At 60.5% G+C, this 20,745-nt stretch carries 16 protein-coding genes, 1 other RNA gene, 4 pseudogenes and 1 other annotated feature; of the genes and pseudogenes, 6 read left to right on the top strand and 15 right to left on the bottom strand.

Features of this window, described 5'->3' with window-relative positions; translation table 11 throughout:
* Positions 1-137: 137 nt before the first annotated feature.
* The 6 genes and pseudogenes from PG2T_RS17085 to PG2T_RS14160 form a co-directional block, all read right to left on the bottom strand.
* Positions 138-334, bottom strand: a pseudogene (locus tag PG2T_RS17085) (hypothetical protein); the annotation flags it as partial.
* Positions 334-3,036: a DEAD/DEAH box helicase gene (locus PG2T_RS14180; protein WP_068806932.1), complete on the bottom strand. Its 2,703-nt coding sequence runs from the start codon at positions 3,034-3,036 to the stop codon at positions 334-336. The gene PG2T_RS14180 and the pseudogene PG2T_RS17085, both read right to left, overlap by 1 nt.
* The gene (locus PG2T_RS14175) at positions 3,033-3,329 is read right to left on the bottom strand and encodes a type II toxin-antitoxin system RelE/ParE family toxin (RefSeq protein ID WP_068806929.1); all 297 of its coding nucleotides are present in this window, start codon (positions 3,327-3,329) and stop codon (positions 3,033-3,035) included. Before PG2T_RS14175 ends, PG2T_RS14180 begins: the two co-directional genes overlap by 4 nt.
* Positions 3,329-3,679, bottom strand: a complete 351-nt coding sequence (locus PG2T_RS16505; protein WP_202816360.1) for an addiction module protein — start codon at positions 3,677-3,679, stop codon at positions 3,329-3,331. Before PG2T_RS16505 ends, PG2T_RS14175 begins: the two co-directional genes overlap by 1 nt.
* A complete protein-coding gene (locus PG2T_RS14165; protein ID WP_068806923.1) occupies positions 3,680-5,383 on the bottom strand; it encodes a site-specific DNA-methyltransferase in 1,704 nt (567 codons plus the stop codon).
* Between the two features lie 317 nt (positions 5,384-5,700).
* Entirely contained in the window at positions 5,701-6,033 is a 333-nt protein-coding gene (locus PG2T_RS14160) for an HVO_A0114 family putative DNA-binding protein (RefSeq protein WP_068806920.1), read from the bottom strand.
* A 137-nt stretch (positions 6,034-6,170) separates the two neighbouring features.
* On the opposite strand from PG2T_RS14160, the gene PG2T_RS14155 reads away from it, so the two are divergent.
* Complete coding sequence (locus PG2T_RS14155) at positions 6,171-7,325, top strand: Fic family protein (protein WP_068806917.1); 1,155 nt, start codon at positions 6,171-6,173, stop codon at positions 7,323-7,325.
* 8 nt (positions 7,326-7,333) lie between these two features.
* On the opposite strand, the pseudogene PG2T_RS17080 reads toward PG2T_RS14155, so the two are convergent.
* The 3 genes and pseudogenes from PG2T_RS17080 to PG2T_RS14145 form a co-directional block, all read right to left on the bottom strand.
* Positions 7,334-7,618, bottom strand: a pseudogene (locus tag PG2T_RS17080) (terminase gpA endonuclease subunit); the annotation flags it as partial.
* A 35-nt stretch (positions 7,619-7,653) separates the two neighbouring features.
* Positions 7,654-8,013, bottom strand: a pseudogene (locus PG2T_RS14150) (elements of external origin); the annotation flags it as partial.
* Between the two features lie 212 nt (positions 8,014-8,225).
* Positions 8,226-9,445 (bottom strand): IS3 family transposase gene (locus tag PG2T_RS14145; protein WP_145931024.1). Its coding sequence is split into 2 segments (ribosomal slippage): positions 8,226-9,160 and positions 9,160-9,445, totalling 1,221 coding nucleotides; the frame shifts between segments, so codons are not numbered across the junction.
* Positions 9,051-9,167: a sequence feature (AL1L pseudoknot), on the bottom strand. (Overlaps the previous gene by 117 nt.)
* 41 nt (positions 9,446-9,486) lie before the next feature.
* On the opposite strand from PG2T_RS14145, the pseudogene PG2T_RS14135 reads away from it, so the two are divergent.
* Positions 9,487-9,744 (top strand): annotated as a pseudogene (locus tag PG2T_RS14135) (recombinase family protein); the annotation flags it as partial.
* Positions 9,741-10,175 (top strand): LacI family transcriptional regulator, encoded by a 435-nt coding sequence (locus PG2T_RS14130; protein ID WP_068806911.1) that lies wholly within the window; start codon positions 9,741-9,743, stop codon positions 10,173-10,175. The pseudogene PG2T_RS14135 and the gene PG2T_RS14130, both read left to right, overlap by 4 nt.
* A gap of 27 nt (positions 10,176-10,202) precedes the next feature.
* Here PG2T_RS14130 and PG2T_RS14125 read toward each other — a convergent pair whose 3' ends face one another.
* The 4 genes from PG2T_RS14125 to PG2T_RS14110 all read right to left on the bottom strand — a co-directional run bounded on the left by PG2T_RS14125 (position 10,203) and on the right by PG2T_RS14110 (position 17,704).
* Positions 10,203-11,123 (bottom strand): universal stress protein, encoded by a 921-nt coding sequence (locus PG2T_RS14125; protein ID WP_068806908.1) that lies wholly within the window; start codon positions 11,121-11,123, stop codon positions 10,203-10,205.
* Between the two features lie 72 nt (positions 11,124-11,195).
* A complete protein-coding gene (locus PG2T_RS14120) occupies positions 11,196-13,166 on the bottom strand; it encodes a monovalent cation:proton antiporter family protein (RefSeq protein WP_068806903.1) in 1,971 nt (656 codons plus the stop codon).
* Positions 13,166-14,929 (bottom strand): cation:proton antiporter domain-containing protein, encoded by a 1,764-nt coding sequence (locus PG2T_RS14115; protein ID WP_068806900.1) that lies wholly within the window; start codon positions 14,927-14,929, stop codon positions 13,166-13,168. The genes PG2T_RS14120 and PG2T_RS14115 overlap by 1 nt, the downstream gene beginning before the upstream one ends.
* A gap of 30 nt (positions 14,930-14,959) precedes the next feature.
* Positions 14,960-17,704, bottom strand: coding sequence for a cation-transporting P-type ATPase (locus PG2T_RS14110; protein ID WP_068806897.1), 2,745 nt, complete (start codon positions 17,702-17,704; stop codon positions 14,960-14,962).
* Positions 17,705-17,899: 195 nt separating this feature from the next.
* On the opposite strand from PG2T_RS14110, the gene PG2T_RS14105 reads away from it, so the two are divergent.
* Positions 17,900-18,103 (top strand): helix-turn-helix domain-containing protein, encoded by a 204-nt coding sequence (locus tag PG2T_RS14105; RefSeq protein WP_068806894.1) that lies wholly within the window; start codon positions 17,900-17,902, stop codon positions 18,101-18,103.
* 705 nt (positions 18,104-18,808) lie between these two features.
* On the opposite strand, the gene ssrA is transcribed toward PG2T_RS14105, so the two are convergent.
* Both ssrA and smpB read right to left on the bottom strand, forming a co-directional pair.
* Positions 18,809-19,167, bottom strand: a transfer-messenger RNA (tmRNA) gene (gene ssrA, locus PG2T_RS14100).
* A 131-nt stretch (positions 19,168-19,298) separates the two neighbouring features.
* The gene (smpB, locus tag PG2T_RS14095) at positions 19,299-19,766 is read right to left on the bottom strand and encodes an SsrA-binding protein SmpB (protein WP_068806891.1); all 468 of its coding nucleotides are present in this window, start codon (positions 19,764-19,766) and stop codon (positions 19,299-19,301) included.
* 132 nt (positions 19,767-19,898) lie between these two features.
* On the opposite strand from smpB, the gene PG2T_RS14090 reads away from it, so the two are divergent.
* Both PG2T_RS14090 and PG2T_RS14085 read left to right on the top strand, forming a co-directional pair.
* Entirely contained in the window at positions 19,899-20,357 is a 459-nt protein-coding gene (locus PG2T_RS14090) for a type II toxin-antitoxin system RatA family toxin (RefSeq protein ID WP_068806888.1), read from the top strand.
* Complete coding sequence (locus tag PG2T_RS14085) at positions 20,344-20,634, top strand: RnfH family protein (protein ID WP_068806885.1); 291 nt, start codon at positions 20,344-20,346, stop codon at positions 20,632-20,634. Before PG2T_RS14090 ends, PG2T_RS14085 begins: the two co-directional genes overlap by 14 nt.
* Positions 20,635-20,745 lie beyond the last annotated feature (111 nt).

Below are 20,745 nucleotides of genomic sequence, written 5' to 3'. Positions count from 1 at the left end.
CCCCACCCTGAGTGCCAAGCCGGTTGAGTATATGAAGAAGCCTGGAACAAAAGCTATCAAAAGATTGTGTATTGGGACACTCGACGGCGATCCGCGCGGGTGCGCTCCCGGGTATTTTTGCCGTCCCGGTCGGCAACCACTTGGTAATTGGTGGCGTGTGTTTCCACGTCGTAGAGCACCCCCATCATGTTCTGGGTCAGCCAGATGCTCTCGTCGGCATAGACGGCCTCAACGCCACCGCCCCGGTGGCAGCCACAAAGGTCAGGTAATCAGCAGCGGAGGAGCGGACGGATCGACACTCGTGGTGGTAGGGTCTTGTTGGTTTCTTAGCCATCAGAAACACCCCTCGATCCACTCCCACCGCCTGTCCTTGACCATCACGAAGCGGCAGCGCCCCTCGGACAGACTCGCCCACAGGCCGCCGATCAGGCGGTCGTCTTCGGCTCCCGCCCAGCGATCCGCGCCCTTGTACTCGACGGCCAGGATCGGGCCCGGCTGGTCCGCGGTGCCGGGCAGCTGACACAGGAAATCCGGATAAAAACGCCCGTCAGCCTTCTGCAGGAAGAACGAACTGCCTTCACGCCGCACCAGATTGCGCACCCAGAACCGGATGCGGCCCTTGTGCGCCTGCATGTCCAGCCAGCAGGCGCATTCGAACTCTTCCTTGCTGTCGAAGTCGCCGATGCGGCCGTAGAAGTGCCGACGGAAATCGAAGTGCCCGAAACGGCCGTCGTATTCGCGGCTGGGTGCGTAGGCGTGCGGGTTGAACTCGAAGGCGTATCGATCGGTCACCGCCACGCGCGAGGCCGCATCCTCGCCGAACAGCGTCTGCTGGAAGGCCTTGCCGACCGCCTGGCGACGCAGATCACGGATGCGCGCTTCCAGCCGATTGCGGATCAGGAATTTCTGCAGATTGGCGCGCGCCAGCGTGAATCCATCCCGGCGCAGCAAATCGGTGATCCACGCGGCGACGAAGGCCTGCTTGCTGGCGTGGGTGAGCGATTGCTCGGGCAGGTTGCGGCACAGCCAGGTGGCCAGACGCACTTCATCCCAGTTCTCGGGTTGATAGACCAGCCCCAGATCGCGTTGCAGATCGGGCAGGAAGCGCGAAACGACCTTGCCGCTCGCGTCGTCCACGTCGATCTCGCCGCCTTCGGACACTTTCAGGTTGCCGTCCAGGGCCAGCAGATCCTCGTTGGTCGGCCTGGCGTCGAAGGGCGACAGGTCCCACGGGTACTCCAGCACCTCCGGGTCGTCGAACAATTGCAGTTCGCCCTGCACCCGCAGGGCAAGCTGTGGCACGCGCAAGCGCTCGCCCAGTTCGGCCGGCGTGTGGAAGAACTCGATGGCCGCGGTGCGGCTGATCTGGGCGGCTTCCACAATCGCCGCCGCTGCGATTTCCGACCTGACCGACGCTTTGAGGAATTCGGTTTCGTCCTCCGTCAGTGGCTTGCTGATGGTCAACGTGCTCCGCTCGCCGTCCCAACTCACCTTGTCGCGCACCGGCTTGGGCACGCTCGTGAGGTCGGGTTTCTCGGTCAGCGTGATCGCCACCGGCCGCACCATGACGCGCCCGGCGTGGCCCTCCCAATCCAGCCGCGCCTGATCGTCCTTGGCGGCGGTGACGAACTCCGCCACCTCGCGCCGCTCGAAACCGGCGCCCGTTACCAGACGGTCACGCAGCGCACTCGCCGTCTCGGCGAAGTTGCGCGACACCACGAAGGCATAGGACTGATTCAGCGCCCCGGCCTGGCGGTGACTGGCGCCCGGTTGCCGCAACACCCGCCCGAGCAATTGCTCCACCGCCGTGGCCGACGACAGCGAGGCCATGCTGACCAGAATGTAGGCGAACGGGCAGTCCCAGCCCTCGGCCAGCGCCTTCTGCGTGATGACGAACTTCACCGGGCAGGCCGGGTCGGCAATGCCCAGCTTGTAATCGGCGTCGATCCGCTCCAGGCCCTTTTCCTCGCCGGTGGCGACGACGATCTGCTCCGCCGGAATGCGGTGGTTGGTGATCAGCTCGCTGCGCACACGCTCGAAATCCAGCGTGTCCACGCCGGCCCGGCGCGGTTCGGACTGAATCAGCACGATGGGGCGCAGGTACGCGGCACCGGCGCGCTGTTCGTGCTCGGCGAGCTGTTGCAGCGCCTCGCGCCGGCCGATGGCGTCGGCCAGACACTGCTGCCAGTTCGGCTCGGTTTCCAGCACCACCGGCAGCTTGATCATTTCCTCCGCCTTCAACTCGGCGGCGGAGACGCTGTGCAGCACGTTGGACGGCGTGCGTTCCAGGTCGGGCGTGGCGGTCAGTTCCAGCACGCCGCTGGGGCGAAAGCGCGCCAGCATGTCGAAGGCCAGTTCCGTGCGGCTGTTGTGCGCCTCGTCCACGATCACGAACGGCCGGCGCAGCCGCAGCACATTGGCCAGCGAACACGGCACGGTCTGGTCGGCGCCCGCGCCCTCGGTCAACAGCTGCGCCCGCTGGGCCGGCGCCAGGTGCTCGAAGTGGTGCATCAGCGCGCCGCTGCTCTGGTACACCTTGCGCGATTCCTCGTCCTCCACCTGAAACGCCTGCCGGGTGGCGACGATGATCGTGGTCGAGGTATCCAGCGTGGCGCGGGTGACGCTCTTGGCCTCGTCCAGATCCAGCACCGTGACTGGCCCGGCCTCGCGCAGCGCCCTGTGGTACGGGTGCAGGCGGTCGCGCAGGGCGCGCAGCGTCTGCTCGCGGATCGGTTTGCTCGGCACCAGCCACAGGATCACGCTGTGCTCGCAGCGCAGCAGATGCGTGTTGGCAAGCTGAACACTCCTGGCGGCCAGCCAGGTCTTGCCGCCGCCGGTGGGCACGCGCAGGCAGAAGTACGGCATGTCGGCCGGGAAGCCCGATAGCGGGTTGTATGGATTGCCGCGACCCCACAGGCGCTCGGTGGTGGCGGTGAAGGCGATCGACGGCGACGGCAGTTCGTGGCAGGACTTGAAGTAGGCCTCCACGCTGCCCAGCACCTGCTGCTGGTAGACCTTGGGCGTAAAGGTCGTCATGGTGCGTCCCGCTCGATCCAGTAGTCCGGGGCGCGGTGCAGGTGCGCGACCGCGATGATGTAGATATGGTCGGTCTCGACCGCATAGAGCAGCTTGTATGGAAAGCGGCTCAGGATCATGCGGCGAATCTGGCCACGCTCGACTGGAGCGGCCAGCGGCCAATGGCCCAGGCGCTTCAAGGCATCCCGCACGTCGGCGCGAAAGCGCGCCCCCAACCCTGGCACTTGCCGTTCGTAGTAGCTTTCGCCATCACTGAATTCGGCCTGCGCCTCGGGTGAAAATTCAAAGCGCATCAGAACGGCCCTACGACGTCCTCCGCTGGAATGCCCCGCACCCGACCCGAGCGGTAAGCCGCCAGCCGTCGCTCGGCTTCCTCGATCCAGATGCGATCCAGATCGGGATCGGGCCGATCGAGGCTGTGCAGGAGTTCGTCGATCAACGCGAAACGCTCGTCGGGCGGCAGTTTCAGGGCCGTGTCGATCAATTCTTTCGTGTTCATGGATACCTCCAGTGCTTCATTCGCGCGAGTAATGATTCCGCGCTGCGCGTAAGCCGTATTTTGCGCCTTTCTGGCAGCCCGCAATAAAGCGTTCAGCGAGCCGCGCAAATCCTCGTCCCGGCAATACTCGAAAGGCTTTTTCATTTATACCTCCAGCGCGTACGGGGTCTGCTTGAAGGTGATGCCCTCGCGCGCGGCGCGCCCGCCCATGCGGTTGGCGGCGGCGTAGATCACTTTCGGCCCGGCGAACCTGGGCAGCAGGTCGAACACCGGGCCGGTGAGCACGTTCCCGCCGGCCACCGAACGGTCCTTGAGGATGCCGTTGTAGAGCAGGTAGATGGCGCGGCCCTCGTGCACGCCGATCAGCGGCGAATCGGCCTGGCCCGTGTAGCCGGTACCGGTTTCGGCGAACCAGACGAACTCGGCCAGTTGGGCAAAGCGCACGTCGGCGCGGATCTGGCCGTCGGCATCGAACAGCGGCTCGGCGGACAGGCGGCAGAACTGGAAGCCGCCGCCGAGACCCGCGACCACCTTCTCCCCTCGCCCGGTTGCGGGAGAGGAGCTGGGGGAGAGGGCGCCTTTGGTGTAGCCGGTGGCAACACGGCGCACGCGCTCGGCGGTGACGGTGCGGGCGATGTTGTCGTCCATCTCGACCAGGATGAAGCGACGGTTGCCGCCGTCTTCGGCGTTTTGCTTGAGGACTGCATGGCCTGTAGTCCCGGACCCTGAGAATGAATCCAGAATGATCGCATCCTTATTAAAATAGGTGGCCGCTCGGATTAATGTTTTCACAAGGCTAGACGGCTTTGAGTACTGAAAAACCGTATTTAGGTCTGCTGAAAGTATCGCGGCCAATTCTGAAGAGGCATCTTCATTAGTGCCAACGTCTTTGGTAAGCAGGCTGCTCAGTCCTTTTTGCCCTTGGTTGTCTATTCCCTTCACTGCACGTAGAGACATATTCCTTGTGCGCAAGAAGCATCGCCCCCCGGAAGCAAGCTCTCGATCCAAGTTCTCCTGTGTCCAAACGAAAGGGCCACGGATATGGACGTCAGTGACAAAGGCCCCACCGTAAACGGAAAAATCTGATAGAAGTTCGACTGCTGTGCCACCTCTTCCGTATCTCCCTTGCGCATACACGCCATCCGGCAAGCGTGTGGGCCCCATTTTGTCGCTTGGGATATGTAAATCCTTAATGCCGTTGGTTCTTTTTACAAGCGGGAAATCCTCGTCCACGCCAACATCTTCCCCGACTAATTCTATATCTTCACCTCTCTGGCTATATGCCAGGATGTACTCGGTTTTTTTCGTTAGTTTTTTCGACAGGTGGGAGCCTTTTCGTTTGCGCTCCCAAACAATACAGCCGACAAAATTTAAGCCACCAACTTCCTCAACCAAGCTGCGAAGGTTATGCACTTCGTTATCATCAATTGAGATAAAAAGAATGCCGTCCTCGCGCAGAAACTGCTTCAGCAACACCAGCCGCGGATACATCATGCACAGCCAGCGGTCGTGCCGGTCCAGCGTCTCGCCTTCCTTGCCGACCACCTCGCCCAGCCACTTGCGAATCTCGGGGCTGTTGACGTTGTCGTTGTAGGCCCAGCCCTCGTTGCCGGTGTTGTACGGCGGGTCGATGTAGATGCACTTCACCTTGCCGGCGTAGCGCGGCAGCAAGGCTTTCAGCGCGTGCAGGTTGTCGCCCTGCACGATCAGGTTGTGCGGCGTCCCCCCTTCGGTGCCGGCATCCGCCGCGCCGCAGGACAGCTCCGGCACCGGCTCCAGCAGGCGCAGCGGCACGTCCTTGTGGTGTTTGACGACGGCTTCCTTGCCGATCCAGTTCAATGTAGGCATGCAGGGTCTCGTTGCTTTTCTTGAGCCAAAGCCGGCCTGGCTTGACAAACAGGCCATTCGGGATGCGCTCGCGCGCCGACTTCACTGCCTATCGGCTTTGAACCCGTCGGGGTCTCGGCCGCTGAACGCGCGTAGCGAATCAGCAGCCTTTGTTTTTTCTGGACGACCGTCACGAGCACGCTCTCCGCCGGTGGCGCAGCGCCGACCGAAAGCAGGGGTTTCCGGTCAAGTTGTCGCGCACACCGATCACGAATCTCGATTCATCCGGATTGGCTTCGTCGCAACACACCTCGAACACCATCCTTGCTCCCCTCCACTCAATCCAGCACGACCAGAAACTCGGTGGCCAGCGCTTCCGGGCGCACGGCGCGAGAGTCCGGGCTGCGGTGCAGCTTGACCAGGCCGTGGCGCTCCAGGTGACGCAGGGTGCGCGACAGGTTGCTGGCCGCGCGGCCGGACCATTCGGCCAGCTCCAGCACCGTGCGGGGTTGCCGTTCCCGCATCAGGCGCAGCAACGCGCGGTTTTCGTCCGACAGCAAGCTGGCCATCTGCCGCCAGGAATCGAACCAGACGGTGGGCGTGGGATTGCTGGCGTCATCGACTGCCCGACGGCCGGTTTTGGCCGGACGGATGCCAATCACTGTGCGCATGCCTGGGCTCCCAGTTGTGGTAACGGGATGCTATCACGAAGGCATAGTATCTGTCGGCGGCGAATGGCGCCCTCTATCACCGCATATGCTACGGCGAATAACTTGCGCATGCGGGGATTGCGGCTCATGATCTCCGCATGAATAGCGGCGATTACAACTACATCTGGCAGTCCAACGACTGGCCGAACTGGCACTTCGACCTGGCAGCACTGGCTGGCCCTATGGCCGAGGTCAGTCGCGCCCAGGGGCTCTTGATGGGCCGTCTGGCCGACGTGGGCATGGCGCTGCGCGATCAGGCCAGCCTGGCCGCGCTCACCGAAGACGTGGTCAAGACCAGCGAGATCGAGGGCGAGCAGCTCAACGTCGAATCCGTGCGTTCGAGCATCGCGCGCCGATTGGGCGTGGACATCGGCGCCCTGGCCCCGGTGGATCGGCACGTCGAGGGCGTGGTCGAGATGGTGCTCGATGCCACCGCCAACTGTCAGGCACCGGTGTCGCGGGAGCGACTGTTCGGCTGGCATGCCGCGCTGTTTCCTACAGGCTACTCCGGCCTTGCCAAGATCAAGATTGGCGGCTGGCGCGACGATGCCAGCGGCCCGATGCAGGTGGTGTCCGGCCCCATCGGCCGCCAGAAGGTGCATTTCGAGGCGCCGCCGGCCGATCGTCTGGAAGCTGAAACAAGCCGATTCCTCGACTGGGTCAATGGCGCATCGAACGACCTGCCGCTGCTCAAGGCCGGGCTTGGTCACCTGTGGTTCGTCACCTTGCACCCGTTCGACGACGGCAATGGCCGTATCGCCCGTGCCATCGGCGATCTGCTGCTGGCGCGCGCCGACGGCAGCCCGCAACGCTTCTACAGCCTGTCGGCGCAGATCCAGCGCGAACGCAAGGCCTACTACGACATCCTGGAGCGGACGCAAAAAAGGTCGATGGATGTCACCGAGTGGCTTGCCTGGTTCCTCGACACGCTCCATCGCGCCGTCGATCAGGCACAGCACACGCTCGACGCCGTGCTGACCAAGGCGCGGTTCTGGCAGCGCTGGGCGACCACGCCACTGAACGAGCGACAGGTGTCCTTTGTCGATCAGGAGAGCCAGCGGCTGCGCACCAACTGGCGTGCGCGGCGACCTGGCCCAGAAACGGCGAGGCCACCGCGTTGGGTGGCCTCGTCAGTCGTTGTGGTGGTCACGGGGTCGGGCGGATCTGCCATCCCCAGTTGTCGCTCCAGCTCGCGCCAATGGCGTTCGTCGAAGCGATCCAGTCCCGCCGCTGAAGCGGCTGCGCGGGCGTAGACGTAGCAGTCCAGCGCCTCGTTACGCTCGCGCATCTTTTGCCACTCCCGGATGGGAAAGCCATTCCGGTCGCGTCGGGTGATGAGTTGTTCCGCGCAAAGCTGCTGGATGAACTCCGCGTCCACATGTGGCAGATGGATGAATCCGGCCGGATAGATCGCGGTGATACCGTCCTCGGCCACCTCCGCCGATTTGCGCAGGTTGTTGTAGAGCTCGAGCTTGGCAATGCCGACGGCGACCGAGAACACCTTGATGCCTCGGCGCAGCTTCTTGCCGCCCTTGGAAATATCCACTGCGGTGGGGGTCCCGATCAGTGCCGCGCCGCGCGCGACACCTTTGATGGGCGATCGACCAGTTCACCTTTCAGGCGGGCCAGTCGCACCTTGTTGGTTTGCGCCTTGACCACTTCATTGACCGTGCGGGCCTGGAGCAACGACGTGCCGCCAGTGGGTAAGGCGGCAGGTCCATCGTTCGGCGGTGTGCTGGCGTCCGGCACGACCACCTTGGCCGCCTTGGCGCGGGTACCTGCCTTGGGCACATCGGAGTTGCGCGCCCACTCGCGATCCGCCCGTTCGGCATCAATGGTTCCGTCAGCCTCCGGCGTGATGCGCCCGGCGCGAATCGCCTTGTGAACAGCAGTGTCGGTCACGCCACGGTGCCGGGCGTAAGCGCGTATCGAAATGCCCATGGTGAGAACCGGTGGCCCCTTCAATCATTTGATCGTCATTCCTCTGGATTGAGCTTGGCTTCCCTCCGGAACAGCGCGTTCATGCCATCACCATCCACGACGCCACAAGGAGACGCACATGACCAAGCCAGCCGACAAACCCCTCGAAAACCTGCTTCAGCAGATTGCGCTGGTGAACCGCCCCGGTAACCCCGGAGACTCGTTGGTGTGAGTCACGCCGCCGTGGCGAGCTCGCAGGTCTGCTGATAGTAGTTCGCTTCGGCTTCGGCCGGGGGGATGTCGCCGATCGGCCCCAGCAAGCGCTTGTGGTTGAACCAGTCCACCCAATCGAGCGTGGCCAGTTCGACGTCCTGCGGGGTCCGCCAGGACCGCCGATGGATGACTTCGGCCTTGTACAGCCCGTTGATCGTCTCGGCCAAGGCGTTGTCGTAGGAGTCGCCGACGCTACCGACCGAGGGTTCAATGCCGGCCTCGGCCAGCCGCTCGGTGTAGCGGATCGACACGTACTGCACGCCGCGGTCGCTGTGGTGGATCAGCCCGCCTTGCGTCGGTCGGCGCGCGTGCAGGGCTTGCTCCAGCGCATCCAGGACGAAGTCGGTGCGCGCCGAACTGGACACCTTCCAGCCCACAATCCGGCGGGCGTACACGTCGATCACGAACGCCACGTAGACGAAGCCCTGCCAGGTCGAGACGTAGGTGAAGTCGCTGACCCACAGCGCGTTCGGGCGCTCGGCGCGGAACTGCCGGTTGACCTTGTCCAGCGGGCACGGCGTGGCCTTGTCGCTGACCGTGGTCTTGACTGTCCTGCCGCGGATCACGCCCCGCAGTCCAAGCCGCCGCATCAGCCGCTCCACCGTGCAGCGCGCCACCTGATAACCCTCCCGACGCAGCTGTTTCCAGACCTTGCGCACGCCGTAAACCTGCTGGTTCTCATCCCAGACCCGGCGGACCTCCTGGCACAAGACATCGTCTCGCCAGGCGCGATTCGGCCGCAGCTGCGGATCGGCGCGCCGCGCCGCCTGCGTGTAGTACGTCGACGGAGCGATCGGCAGCACCTTGCAGATCGGCTCGACCCCGTAGACGTCGCGGTGTTCGTCGATGAACGCCGTCATGGCTTGAACCGGCGGTCGAGCTCCGCCTGGGCAAAATACGCGCTGGCCTTGCGCAGGATCTCGTTGGCCTGTCGCAACTCGCGGTTCTCGCGCTCCAGCTGCTTCAGGCGCTCGGCCTCGGCGGTCGTGGTGCCAGGCCGCAGGCCCCGGTCACGCTCCGCCTGTCGCACCCAGCGCCGCAGCGTCTCGGCCGTACAGCCGAACTTGGCACTGATCGAACTGATCGCCGCCCACTGCGAACCGTGCTCGCCCTGGTGCTCCAGCACCATCCGGACTGCTCGCTCCTGTACCTCAGGGGAAAACTTCGCTGACTTTCTCATGGCTCTATCCTCTCAAGGGAATGAGCCTCCGGGAAAGCCGGGGCGGTTCACTGCCGCAAGCGATCAAGCTCGATCCAACCTTGGACGAAGCGAAGATCACCGTGGCGATGAGCCGGCTTGACGCGATTTGGGATCAGCTGTTCCCGGCCGAACAGACCCGGATCGTGAAGTTGCTGGTCGAGAAGGTCATCGTGTCGCCGAACGATCTCGAAGTGCGGCTGCGCGCCAACGGCATCGAACGCCTGGTGCTGGAACTGCGCCCCGAGCCGGTCGAGCAACAAGAGGAAGCGCTGGCATGAGCGACATCCGCATCCAGAAGACCGGCGAGCCCGACATCCTGCAGACCAGCGACGGCAGGCTGACCTTGTCGGTGCCGATCCAGATCAAGCGCCGCAGTGGCCGCAAGCTGGTCACCCTGCCGAACGGTGAGACTGCGCCGGTCAGACCGTGGGATGTGGCGCCGACCTCCATCCAACTGGCGCTGGCCAGGGGCCACCGCTGGCTGGCGATGCTGGAGTCAGGAGATGCGAAGTCCTTGAAGGAGATCGCTACGCGGGAAGGAATCGACAACAGCTACGTCAGCCGGATGGTCAACCTCACCACGCTGGCACCCGACATCGTAGCGGCCATCCTGGACGACGCATTGCCGAACCACGTCACGCTGTTTGATCTGGCGGTTGATCCGCCAGCGCTGTGGGATGAGCAGCGGGTGCGGCTAGCCCAAACGTAAAAAATGACACCGCCGTTATCAGCCGACTCAAGGGGTGATACGCAGAATGTCCGGCTGGCGCTTGTCGACTACGACGAGCACGTCGCTCCGAGACTCTGCAAGCACTCGCTTTGTCACACTGCCGAGCAGAAGTTCCTCAGTGACATGGGTTCCATGTTTGCCCATGACGACGAGGTCGCACCTATACTTTTCTTCAAGTTCAATGATACTGCGGGTGGCATCGCCATGAATGACCAGCCCTGAATAGTCTCCGGTCGCCAAACCGGTCGACTCGGCCAACTCGTGCAACTGTTGTGTCGCTCGGGCACGGGCTTCAATCCGATACTGATGGATTAAATCCTCACTCACGCCTGCATACTGCATTTTCCCCTCAAAGGGAACGTCAAAAATATGTAGCAAGACAATATCCGCACTCGGCGCAATTTCGCGTGCGATTCGAATGGTGGCTTCTGACCCCGGCGAGAAATCCACAGCAATCAGAACACGCTTGTATGCCTTGTGAGCTTCCTGCTTAACCACCAATACTGGACATTTGCTCTTGCGCAGAAGCCGCGATGCAGTTGATCCCAGCAGCATACGTTGCAGGAAACCACTCCCGTGTGCGCCCAACAGGATAAGGTCGGTTCCCTCGCTCTCCACAAAAACAGGAATCACTGAGCCTGCCAAACCTCGCTCGATATGCAGTTCTGCAGGAACATCGTCTTTCACTGGTGAATCGGACACAAATTCTGACAGCCGTCCGGTCGCCTCCTCCAGAATCTTTTCAGACACGGCATCAGCATTGTCGCCCAACAACTCACGTAACGGCGCCAGGGCATCTATGCCAACCGCATGCATGATGGTGAAGTGAGCGCCGCTCGCCTTGGCGAGCAAAAAACCTCTGTCGATTGCCTGAGACGAATTGCTCGACAAATCAGTGGCAGCCAGGATGTTTTTGAGTTCGGCCATTGTAAAGTCTCCTTTCGATGATGGTTCGTGATTTGTTCAGTGTAGGGCGGTGGAAAATGGCGCAAGCCGCTGTCATTTGTAGAGAATAGTTCTCTCGGCAAGCTGTAACTCCTCCAGCGAGCCATAGATCACCAGAACGTCGTTTGCCGCAATGCGTGTATCTGATGGTGGCATTACGCGGCGCTCACCACATCGAACAATCGCAGTGACTGTGGCGCCACCCAGGTAAAGCTCGGCCAGCTGTTTACCAATGGATTTACAGTCTGGCGAGATCTCAAATGAACGTAGGTGGTCTTCGCCGCCATTGGTACCTGTCTCAGTCAGCGTGTCGCCCCGGAAGAACTCACGAATCAATCGATACTTCCCGGATCGTTGCTCCTGAATGCGTTGCATCACTTGTGATGGCGAGACATCAAGTAACAGCAACGATTGCGATGCGATCATCAAGCCGGCCTCGAGCGTTTCAGGCACAACTTCAGTGGCGCCCGCTTTCTGCAATTCGGCTACACGACTCTCGTCGCGCGTGCGAACCATTACAGGCAGTTCAGGTCGGGCCACACGTAGATACTCGAGAATCTTCAGGGATGCGGCGACATCATCGTGGCTGATGATGACGAGCCGTGCTCGGTCAAGGCCTAGCAAATCCAACATACTGCGATCAGTCGCATCACCGTAGAAAACAGGTTCTCCCGCAGCGTGAGCCTGGCGTACGCGCGCTGAGTCGAGATCAAGCGCAATGTAAGGAATGCTCTCCGCATCAAGCAGGTGTGCAACGCTCTGGCCGATACGGCCGTAGCCAAAAATTATTACATGCCCCTCCAATTGCGCACTTGTACCAGGCTGTAATGTCGGACTTGTGCCCGAATCGCCTACTTGAGGCATGTCTCGCGTGAGTCGGCTAGCAATGGCATGGTTGTAGCGAATGATAAATGGACCAGCGATCATCGAAAAAAGTACAGACGTAAGTGCAATCTGGCCCAGGAATACATCGATCACATTTGCGGCAAGCGCGATAGCTAACAGTGCAAATCCAAATTCACCGCCGACTGCGAGCAATAATCCGGTGCGCCATGCCGTTAGCCGGTCGGTCCCTGTTTTCCTCACCATAGCCGAGACTAGGAGTGTCTTGCTTACTAGTAAGACTATGGCTCCGATGAGCGCCCAGTGCCAGATACTAGGAAGGCTCGCCGGGTCGAACAACATACCTATCCCAATAAAGAAAAGGCCTAGCAAGACATCTCTGAACGGCCGAACTGTTGACTCCACCTGATGCCGAAACTCTGTTTCACCAAGCACCATTCCCGCCAAGAATGCGCCGAATGCAAGGGACAAGCCCAAACTTTCGGTCGTCCACGCAGATAGCAACGCAACGAGCAGGACTGTCAACGTAAAGATTTCCGCAGAGCGACGCTCCGCGATGAAATGGAAGACGGGACGAAGGAGCCAGCGACCTACAAAGAAAACCAAACCGAATGCCAGAAGTGCTTTGGTGAGTGCCCATCCCAACGCGCCTAGCACCAGTTCTGCGCCCACGGCCATACCGAGAACTGGGATAACCACCACAAAAGGTACGGCCGTGACATCCTGAAATACCGACATCGCAAGCCCGAGTTTTCCATGGCGGCTGTTTTCCTCGCCTTGCTCCGCAAGTTGCTTGCCAATGATCGTTGTCGAAGACTGCGCGAAAACTGCGCCAACAACGAATGCCGCAACAGGAGTGAGCCCCGCCCACCAAGCGACCAGACCAACGATGACGGTGGTGAAGAGGACTTGGCCCGTGCCAAGGCCTAGGACTTGATGCCGCAGGGCATGAATTTGCGGCAACGAGAAATTCAATCCAATCGTAAACAGAAGAAACACAATGCCGAACTCGGCAAGGGATTTTATCTGCGGGATGTCGATCACAGGCCCGAGTGTGTGTGGCCCGAGTATCAATCCAACAAGCAAGTAACCAAGGCTGCTTGGGATGTGGAATCGGTTGAATGCAACAACAACCGACACGGCGACGCCCAGCAAGAGCAGCACTTGGGAAAAATGTTCCATCAAGCATTGCCTCCGCTCTTCGCGTAAGCGGTAACGGCGACAGGCTCCGGAACGGCTTTGCCATGAGATTGAAGATGGAGCAGGATGTGCGACGTCATGCCATGCGCCAGTTCGTGCTCGCCCAGAAACACTGTGCCCAGGCTTTCCTTTCTGAGAAGTTCTGCTTCTTCCTCATTATGTGTACGCAAGACGACGGAGATTGACGGATTGAGCGTTTTAGCAATCTCGACCATTTTGCGAACATTGATCGTATCCGGGATCGCAATGACTAGCATCGCAGCCCGTGCAACGTGCGCCTGAATCAATACTTCAGGGGTTGCGGCTTCACCACTGACTGCCGGAATCCCATCCTGCCTTAGTGCGTCGACAACTTCACGGTTCTGCTCTGCCACTACGAAGGGAACTTGTCGTTCTCGTAACGAGTTGCCAATCCGTTTGCCGACGCGCCCATAACCCACCAAAAGCACCTGCCCCGTCAGTAATGATTGATCGGTAGTCATGGGCAGCTCAGCCAACGGGTCCGCTCTCTGCTCGAGTCGGCGTGCCAGTGCGGATCGCGACCGAATCCATTGTTGCATCGGCTCTATGGCCGCGAAAATGGCTGAGTTGGCGGCTATAGAGATCAGCGCACCGGCAAGCACCAGGCTTTGTCCTTCGACCGGTAGTAGACCTAGTGCGACGCCAAGACCGGCCAGGATGAAAGAAAACTCACCGATTTGTGCAAGGCTGGCGCCGACTGTTAAGGCAGTGTTCAGCGGATAGCGAAAAAGAAGAACTAGTACAACCGCTGCAAGCGTTTTGCCTATCATGATGATCGCCACTACCGCGAGCAACTTCACAGGTTGAGTCAAGATTACATTCGGATCGAACAGCATCCCCACGGATACGAAGAACAGCACCGCAAACGCGTCGCGCAGCGGAAGGGACTCGTCCGCAGCTCGATGGCTGAACTCGGACTCACGCATCATCATTCCGGCGAAGAAGGCACCAAGCGCGAAAGAAACGTCAAACAGTTTTGCGGCACCAAAAGCCACTCCCACGGCAATTGCCACCACAGTCAAAGTGAAGAGTTCCTTGGAACCGGTACGTGCGACCAACCACAATACTTTAGGAAGAACTCTTCGTCCCACGACCAGCATCAGCACAATGAAAGCCGAAATTTTCGCCAACGTGATGCCTACTGCCTGCCAAATTTCGTTTGTAGGTGTAATGGCTTGTGAAGATGTGCCTGCAGAAGTCAACACACCTGCGAGGGCTGGCAACAGCACCAAGACCAGCACCATCACAAGGTCTTCAACGATGAGCCAGCCTACGGCTATCTGACCATTGATCGATTTGAGCAGTCCCTTGGCCTCTAGTGCGCGCAGCAGTACGACAGTACTGGCGACAGAGAGACAAAGTCCGAACACCAAGGATGCGCCAATGCTCCAACCCCAAAAAGAAGCTGTCGCCATGCCAAGGGCTACCGCAGCCGCAATTTGGACAATAGCGCCCGGGATGGCAATACGTCGCACGGCCATCAGGTCATCAAGAGAGAAATGGAGACCGACACCGAACATGAGCAGCATCACGCCAATCTCTGCGAGCTGCCCGGCGAGACCCACATCCGCGACAAAGCCTGGCGTGGCGGGGCTGATCATGATGCCGGCAAGAAGATAACCAACCAGTGGCGGCATCCGAAACCGTGCAGCTAAGAATCCAAACACCATGGCTAGACCGAAGCCGGCGGCGATAGTGGCAATTAAATTGACGTCATGCGGCATTCAGTAACTCCGGTCAGGCGTGATATATGACTAATCCTTGGCTCGCAATATCTCCGAGTTGCGTACGTTGATGTCGCGAAGGTGAAGCCGAATCTGTTTTTCTGTTTCGATGATGGCAAACAGCGCCACACCAATGGCAACAACCAATAGCCCGTCCAGAAATGGCACCGACTCGGTCGCGAACACTGCCTGTAGAGGGGGAAGATAGGTGATAGCGAACTGCGCTGCCGTAATGACGACAACCACGGCCCAAACCACCCTTGTGCCTCGTACCGCTTTCCAATTCAAAGACGTGCTATAGAAATTGCGGATAAAGAACAGGTGGAATATCTCCATGACCACCAGCGTATTCACGGCCAGCGTACGGGCCAATTCGATGGAATAACCGCGATCGATGGCGTAGGCGTAAATACCGTAGACCCCACACAGAAACAGAATCGCTACCAGCACGATGTGCCACACCAGGGCGCCACTCAATAGCGGCTCGCTGCGCGCGCGCGGTGGCCGCAACATGGTGCCCTTCTCTGTGGGCTCAAAAGCCAGGGCAATGCCCAGCGTGATTGCGGTGATCAGATTGACCCACAGGATCTGCACCGGAGTGATGGGCAAGGTCAATCCCAACAACAGAGCAGCCACAATGGTCATTGCCTCGCCAGCGTTCGTGGGCAAAGTCCAACTGATCACTTTGCGGATGTTGTCATAGACCGTTCGACCTTCTCGTACAGCGGCGACGATAGAGGCAAAGTTGTCATCAGCCAGTACCAGCTCAGCGGCCTCCTTGGCAGCCTCTGACCCTTTGTTCCCCATGGCGATCCCGGCGTCGGCGCGTTTGAGTGCCGGCGCGTCGTTGACCCCATCGCCTGTCATGGCTACCGTCAGGCCATGCGCCTGCAGCGCCATCACCAACCGCAACTTGTGCTCGGGGCTGGTGCGGGCAAAGATGTCGCAGTGCAACGCGGCTTGTTGCAGGGCGCCATCATTCATCGCGTCCAGATCCGCCCCGGTAAGCACGGTGTCGGTATTTTGCAAGCCGATCTGCTTACCGATTGCGGCAGCAGTTTTGGCATGGTCTCCGGTGATCATCTTCACTCGGATGCCTGCGCCGTGGCATTCGCGCACCGCAGCAATCGCCTCGGAGCGGGGCGGGTCGATCATGCCCACCATGCCCAACAAGGTCAGCGGGCCTTCCACATCGCCATGCTCCAGAACAGTATGTTCGGCGGCTACCTGTCGCATGGCAAAGGCCAGCACGCGCTGGCCTTGCGCGGCGATTTTTTCCGCGCTTTGGTTCCAATAGGCTGTGTCCAGCGGCTCGGTGCGGTTACTTGCACCGCGCTGGTTTTGGCACATGCTCACTATTCGCTCCGGCGCACCTTTGACGAACACGAAGGCGTGGCAATCATGATCGTGATGCAGCGTGGCCATGAACCGGTGTTTTGCATCAAATGGAATGGCATCCGTACGAGTCCACTGTGCTTGCGTCTTGCGTGGATCAATATCCATCTTGCCGGCAAAGGCCAACAGGGCGCCCTCCATGGGATCACCCTCTACATGCCAGACACCGTCTTTCTGGTGCACGGCTGCGTCATTGCAAAGCGCGGCAGCATGGGCCAGTTCTTCAAGCACCTGGTGCTCTGATGGAGACACCTCTATATCGTCAAGTCGCAATGCACCAGTAGGGGCATAGCCATCTCCCTCCAGAGAGAAGCGATGCCGGTGGGTCAGCACGGATGCCACCATCATCTCGTTGCGGGTCAAAGTGCCGGTCTTGTCGGTGCAAATGACCGATACGGAGCCCAAGGTTTCTATAGCGGGCAAACGACGAACGATTGCATTTCTTCGCGCCATGGCCTGCACACCCACGGCCAGTGTGATGGTCAACACGGCGGGAAGGCCTTCGGGAATGGCCGCCACCGACAGGCCGACCACCGCCATGAACAGTTCGGAAAATTCATGATGACCCACGAAGTAGCCATAGACCAGCAACAGCACCGCAATCAGCAAGATGAATACGGTCAGCCACTGGGCAAACGCCCCCATCTGTTTGACCAAGGGGGTGGTGAGGGTCTGCACCTCGGACAGCAAGCCGCTGATGTGCCCGATCTCGGTATGGGCGCCGGTGGCGACGACCACGCCCTTAGCCTGGCCGCTGGTGACCAAGGTGCCGGAAAACGCCATGCAGGTGCGATCCCCCAGCGCAGCGTCTTCTGCGGCGGTGTGGGTGTTTTTCTCGACAGGTACGGATTCGCCCGTCAGGATGGCCTCTTGAATGGACACACCATGCGCAGTGAACAGGCGCATGTCGGCAGGCACCTTGTCGCCTGCCTCCAGTATCACCACATCGCCTGGCACAAGCTGCTCTCCGGCAATGCTGATGCGTGTGCCATTGCGAATGACGTTGGCGCGAGGGGCCAGCATGTGGCGTATCGCGTCCATGGCTTGTTCAGCTTTGCCCTCCTGCACGAATCCAATCACCGCATTGGCAATCACCACCGCCAGGATGACACCCGTATCAACCCAATGCCCGAGAAATGCAGTGATTGCTGCTGAGCCAATCAAAACGTAGATCAACACGTTGTGGAAATGGAGCAGGAAGCGCACCACAGCGGATCGGCGCGCAGCTTCAGGCAGTCGATTGGGGCCTTGCTTTGCAAGACGCCCTTGTGCTTCGTTCTCATCCAGGCCGGTCAAGCTGGTTTCCAGGTGAGCACCAACATGCTCTACGGACAAGTTGTGCCATGCTGGTGAACGATCTTCGGATGTCGGATTCGTCATAGGCTCCTTTCCCTTGTTGCCAATCTGTGAGCTTGCGAGCACTGAAACCTGATGACTTGCGGTCAGTCACAGAAAGATGGAAAATCTAGGAAAATTCTACCATCTTCGATACTCCTTGAGAACTTCGGGGGGCTGAGAGTGCGCGAAAGTCGCCGGCAAACCCACAGCGTGTTAGTCAATGCACATCAGAGTTGTATGAAAGAACAGATGCTGGAAATTCTTACCCTTGAACAGGTCGCCGACTACCTGAAAGTGACGCCGCGAACTGTCTACAGCCTTGTTAGAGAGGGCAAGTTGCCCGCCTTCAAGCTTGGCGGAGTCTGGCGCTTTTGCTGGAGTGAGCTTCAGTCTTGGATCGATACGGCACTCGAGAGTCGGACGCCCCCCTTATCCAAATGACCCGTCGGAAGATGCATGACGAATGTCTAAATCCAAGGAGAGTTGAATTGGTATGCGCACTTACTTGTTAAGGCGAAACCTTGTGTCTCGCAACTTGCTCGTGGCGATCGGGGTGTTGTTGGCCGTTCTCGCATGGAGTGTTTTGGGCGGGTCACCTGTTCGTTCTATATTTCCGTACGCCTTCGCTACGGCCCTGGTAGCCTGGCGTCATGGACTGCTATGGGGGTTTGCTTTCGCCGCCCTTGCTTGCCTTGTTGCTGCGCTAGGTGGAGCATTTCCGACGCAACCTCAATGGTTAAATGACCTGGCCGGTGAAGGCCTGATGACGTACCTGAAACTTTCAGCCGTTGCTATCGGGGTTTCGGTTGGGAGGCGCATGGGTGAGCGTCGGCGAGACAATGGTCCGACACTGTAGTGCGACCCGATGGTTACCTGCCAATACCCCAATCCAACCGCTTGATTCGTCCGCTCGTAACCCATTGATCTGTAATGGGTGCGGTCGCGGCCTTTGCGGACTTCGGGTCAGTTTCAGGGAGCAAGGCCGGAGCGAGGAATGGCCGGGAGAGAGTGGAATGTGGCCTGGAGCGGACGATTCGGGCGGCTGGCGAAGTCCGCAGGCTTCCGCAGGAACCCCCAACAACACGCGGGAACCGGCGCGATCGGGCAAGAAAAAACCCCAACCGAGAACGGTTGGGGTTTCGTTATTGGTGGAGGCGGCGGGAATCGAACCCGCGTCCGCAAGTCCTCTGCCGTTGGCTCTACATGCTTATCCCAGTCTATTGTTTTAGCCGACTGCTACCCGACGGGCAGGGAAAACAGCCAGCGATCCTGAAAGGTTTTAGCGGGTCGGCCCCAGGCCTGCCTTGCCGCGAGCTTGTGTGTGTCGACGCCTGAACCCCGAACGCACAAGCACATCCGGTCAGACGGCACCCTACTGGGTTTTAAGCAGCGAGTGCGTAGTTGTCGTCGTTGGCAACTAAAGTTTTGCAGAGTGATTTACGAGGTCACTGCACCTCGGCATGCACCTCAGGTTTCGCAACCCACGTCGAAGCCAGGTCGCCCCCATGTGATCGGTGTGTAAGACATGGTACGCCTGGTCGCGGTTCCCGGCCAGGCGAAACATTTTCCGCGCCCAGGAAACGCGCCATCATCACCCGGCACGGCCGGGCTCCCACAGTGTTCCGACGGCATCTCCCTAACGCTTGGACGACTTCAGTATCCGCCCCCGCTCGCGCTGCCAGTCGCGGTCGCGCTCGCTGTCGCGCTTGTCGTGCGTCTGCTTGCCCTTGGCCAGGCCGATTTCCACCTTGCACTTGCCGCGCTTCCAGTACATGGCCAGCGCCACCAGGGTGTAACCCTTGCGCTCGACGGCGCCGATCAGCTTGTTCAGCTCCTCGCGGTGCAGCAGCAGCTTGCGGGTGCGCCGCGGCTCGGGCACGTAGTGGGTAGAGACGGTGGGGAGCGGCGTGATGATGGCGCCCAGCAGGAAGGCCTCGCCGTTCTTGATGATCACGTAGCTGTCGACCAGCTGCACGCGCCCGGCGCGCAGGCTCTTGACCTCCCAGCCTTCGAGCGCGATGCCGGCCTCGAAGCGGTCTTCGAGGTGATAGTCGAAGCGCGCCTTCTTGTTGACGATGATGGTGGCGGAAGGTGCGCTGGACATGGGCGGATCGCGGACAGGAGCGGGCGGGCATTGTAGGGGATGGCCGATCGGCGCCGCGCCGGGGGCCAGCCGGAGCGGTCCGCTATCATGCGCCGGTGGCATGGTCGCCGCGCAACGAGGGTACGAGGGCGGATGTCGGCGGTTCGGGAAATACGCAAGTCGGTGGTGGTGGCGCATCGGGCCGAGGAGATGTTCAGCCTGGTGAACGATGTGGAGTCATATCCGCAGTTCCTGCCCTGGTGTGCGTCGGCTCGCGTGCTGCAGCAGGATGATTCGGTCATGCTGGCCAGCCTCGACATGGCGATGGCCGGGCTGCACAAGCGTGTCACCACTCGCAATCTGCTCGAACCGCATCGGCGCGTGGAGCTGCGCCTGGTGGAAGGGCCGTTCAGCCGCTTTCACGCCGTCTGGACCTTCGATGACCTTGGGGAAGCCGCGGCACGGCCGCAGACGCGGGTCGGCTTTCACATCGCCTACGCACTGGCCGGCCGGCTGCTGGGTATGGCGCTGGGCCCGGTACTGGGCGTGGTGGCGGATGGGCTGGTGGATTCGTTCTGTCGCCGCGCGGATGCGCTGCATGGCCGCCGCTGAGCTGATCCGGGTCGAGATTGCCTGCCCGGACGGGGCCGACTACCGGATCATTCAGGCTGAATTGCCAGTCGGCGCCACGGCCCGCGATGCACTTGCGGCCTTCGATCTGGCGCTGACCGAAGGCCGGACGCTGGGCCTGTTCGGACGGACCGTCGGCACGGACACGCCGCTCGCCGATGGCGACCGGCTGGAGCTGTACCTGCCGCTGCAGGTGGACCCGAAAACAGCGCGACGCCAACGCGCGGCGACCAACGCAAAAAAGTCTGGCGGGCGGTGAAACTTTCCCTGGCGTGGGCCGGTCTTAACCAACGAGACCTCTGCGAGGTATCACCCGCTTCCCCTCCCTGAGCGGGTTTATTCCCTTCTAGCCCCGGCCACTCGTGACCGG

The organism is Immundisolibacter cernigliae (genome assembly GCF_001697225.1).
Taxonomy (GTDB): Bacteria; Pseudomonadota; Gammaproteobacteria; order Immundisolibacterales; family Immundisolibacteraceae; genus Immundisolibacter; species Immundisolibacter cernigliae.
The sequence above is the reverse complement of the archived record's forward strand: the minus strand, read 5'-3'. Positions and strand labels throughout refer to the sequence as shown.

Excerpts from the sequence above, each read along its gene's own strand:
- PG2T_RS14175 (WP_068806929.1), bottom strand. The coding sequence starts at position 3,329 with ATGCGCTTTGAATTTTCACCCGAGGCGCAGGCCGAATTCAGTGATGGC.
- PG2T_RS14105 (WP_068806894.1), top strand. The coding sequence starts at position 17,900 with ATGAAAGAACAGATGCTGGAAATTCTTACCCTTGAACAGGTCGCCGAC.
- PG2T_RS14115 (WP_068806900.1), bottom strand. The coding sequence starts at position 14,929 with ATGCCGCATGACGTCAATTTAATTGCCACTATCGCCGCCGGCTTCGGT.
- PG2T_RS14120 (WP_068806903.1), bottom strand. The coding sequence starts at position 13,166 with ATGGAACATTTTTCCCAAGTGCTGCTCTTGCTGGGCGTCGCCGTGTCG.
- PG2T_RS14165 (WP_068806923.1), bottom strand. The coding sequence starts at position 5,383 with ATGCCTACATTGAACTGGATCGGCAAGGAAGCCGTCGTCAAACACCAC.
- PG2T_RS14155 (WP_068806917.1), top strand. The coding sequence starts at position 6,171 with ATGAATAGCGGCGATTACAACTACATCTGGCAGTCCAACGACTGGCCG.
- smpB (WP_068806891.1), bottom strand. The coding sequence starts at position 19,766 with ATGTCCAGCGCACCTTCCGCCACCATCATCGTCAACAAGAAGGCGCGC.
- PG2T_RS14085 (WP_068806885.1), top strand. The coding sequence starts at position 20,344 with ATGGCCGCCGCTGAGCTGATCCGGGTCGAGATTGCCTGCCCGGACGGG.
- PG2T_RS14180 (WP_068806932.1), bottom strand. The coding sequence starts at position 3,036 with ATGACGACCTTTACGCCCAAGGTCTACCAGCAGCAGGTGCTGGGCAGC.
- PG2T_RS14160 (WP_068806920.1), bottom strand. The coding sequence starts at position 6,033 with ATGCGCACAGTGATTGGCATCCGTCCGGCCAAAACCGGCCGTCGGGCA.
- PG2T_RS14110 (WP_068806897.1), bottom strand. The coding sequence starts at position 17,704 with ATGACGAATCCGACATCCGAAGATCGTTCACCAGCATGGCACAACTTG.
- PG2T_RS14125 (WP_068806908.1), bottom strand. The coding sequence starts at position 11,123 with ATGGCCGAACTCAAAAACATCCTGGCTGCCACTGATTTGTCGAGCAAT.
- PG2T_RS14130 (WP_068806911.1), top strand. The coding sequence starts at position 9,741 with ATGAGCGACATCCGCATCCAGAAGACCGGCGAGCCCGACATCCTGCAG.
- PG2T_RS14090 (WP_068806888.1), top strand. The coding sequence starts at position 19,899 with ATGTCGGCGGTTCGGGAAATACGCAAGTCGGTGGTGGTGGCGCATCGG.
- PG2T_RS16505 (WP_202816360.1), bottom strand. The coding sequence starts at position 3,679 with ATGAAAAAGCCTTTCGAGTATTGCCGGGACGAGGATTTGCGCGGCTCG.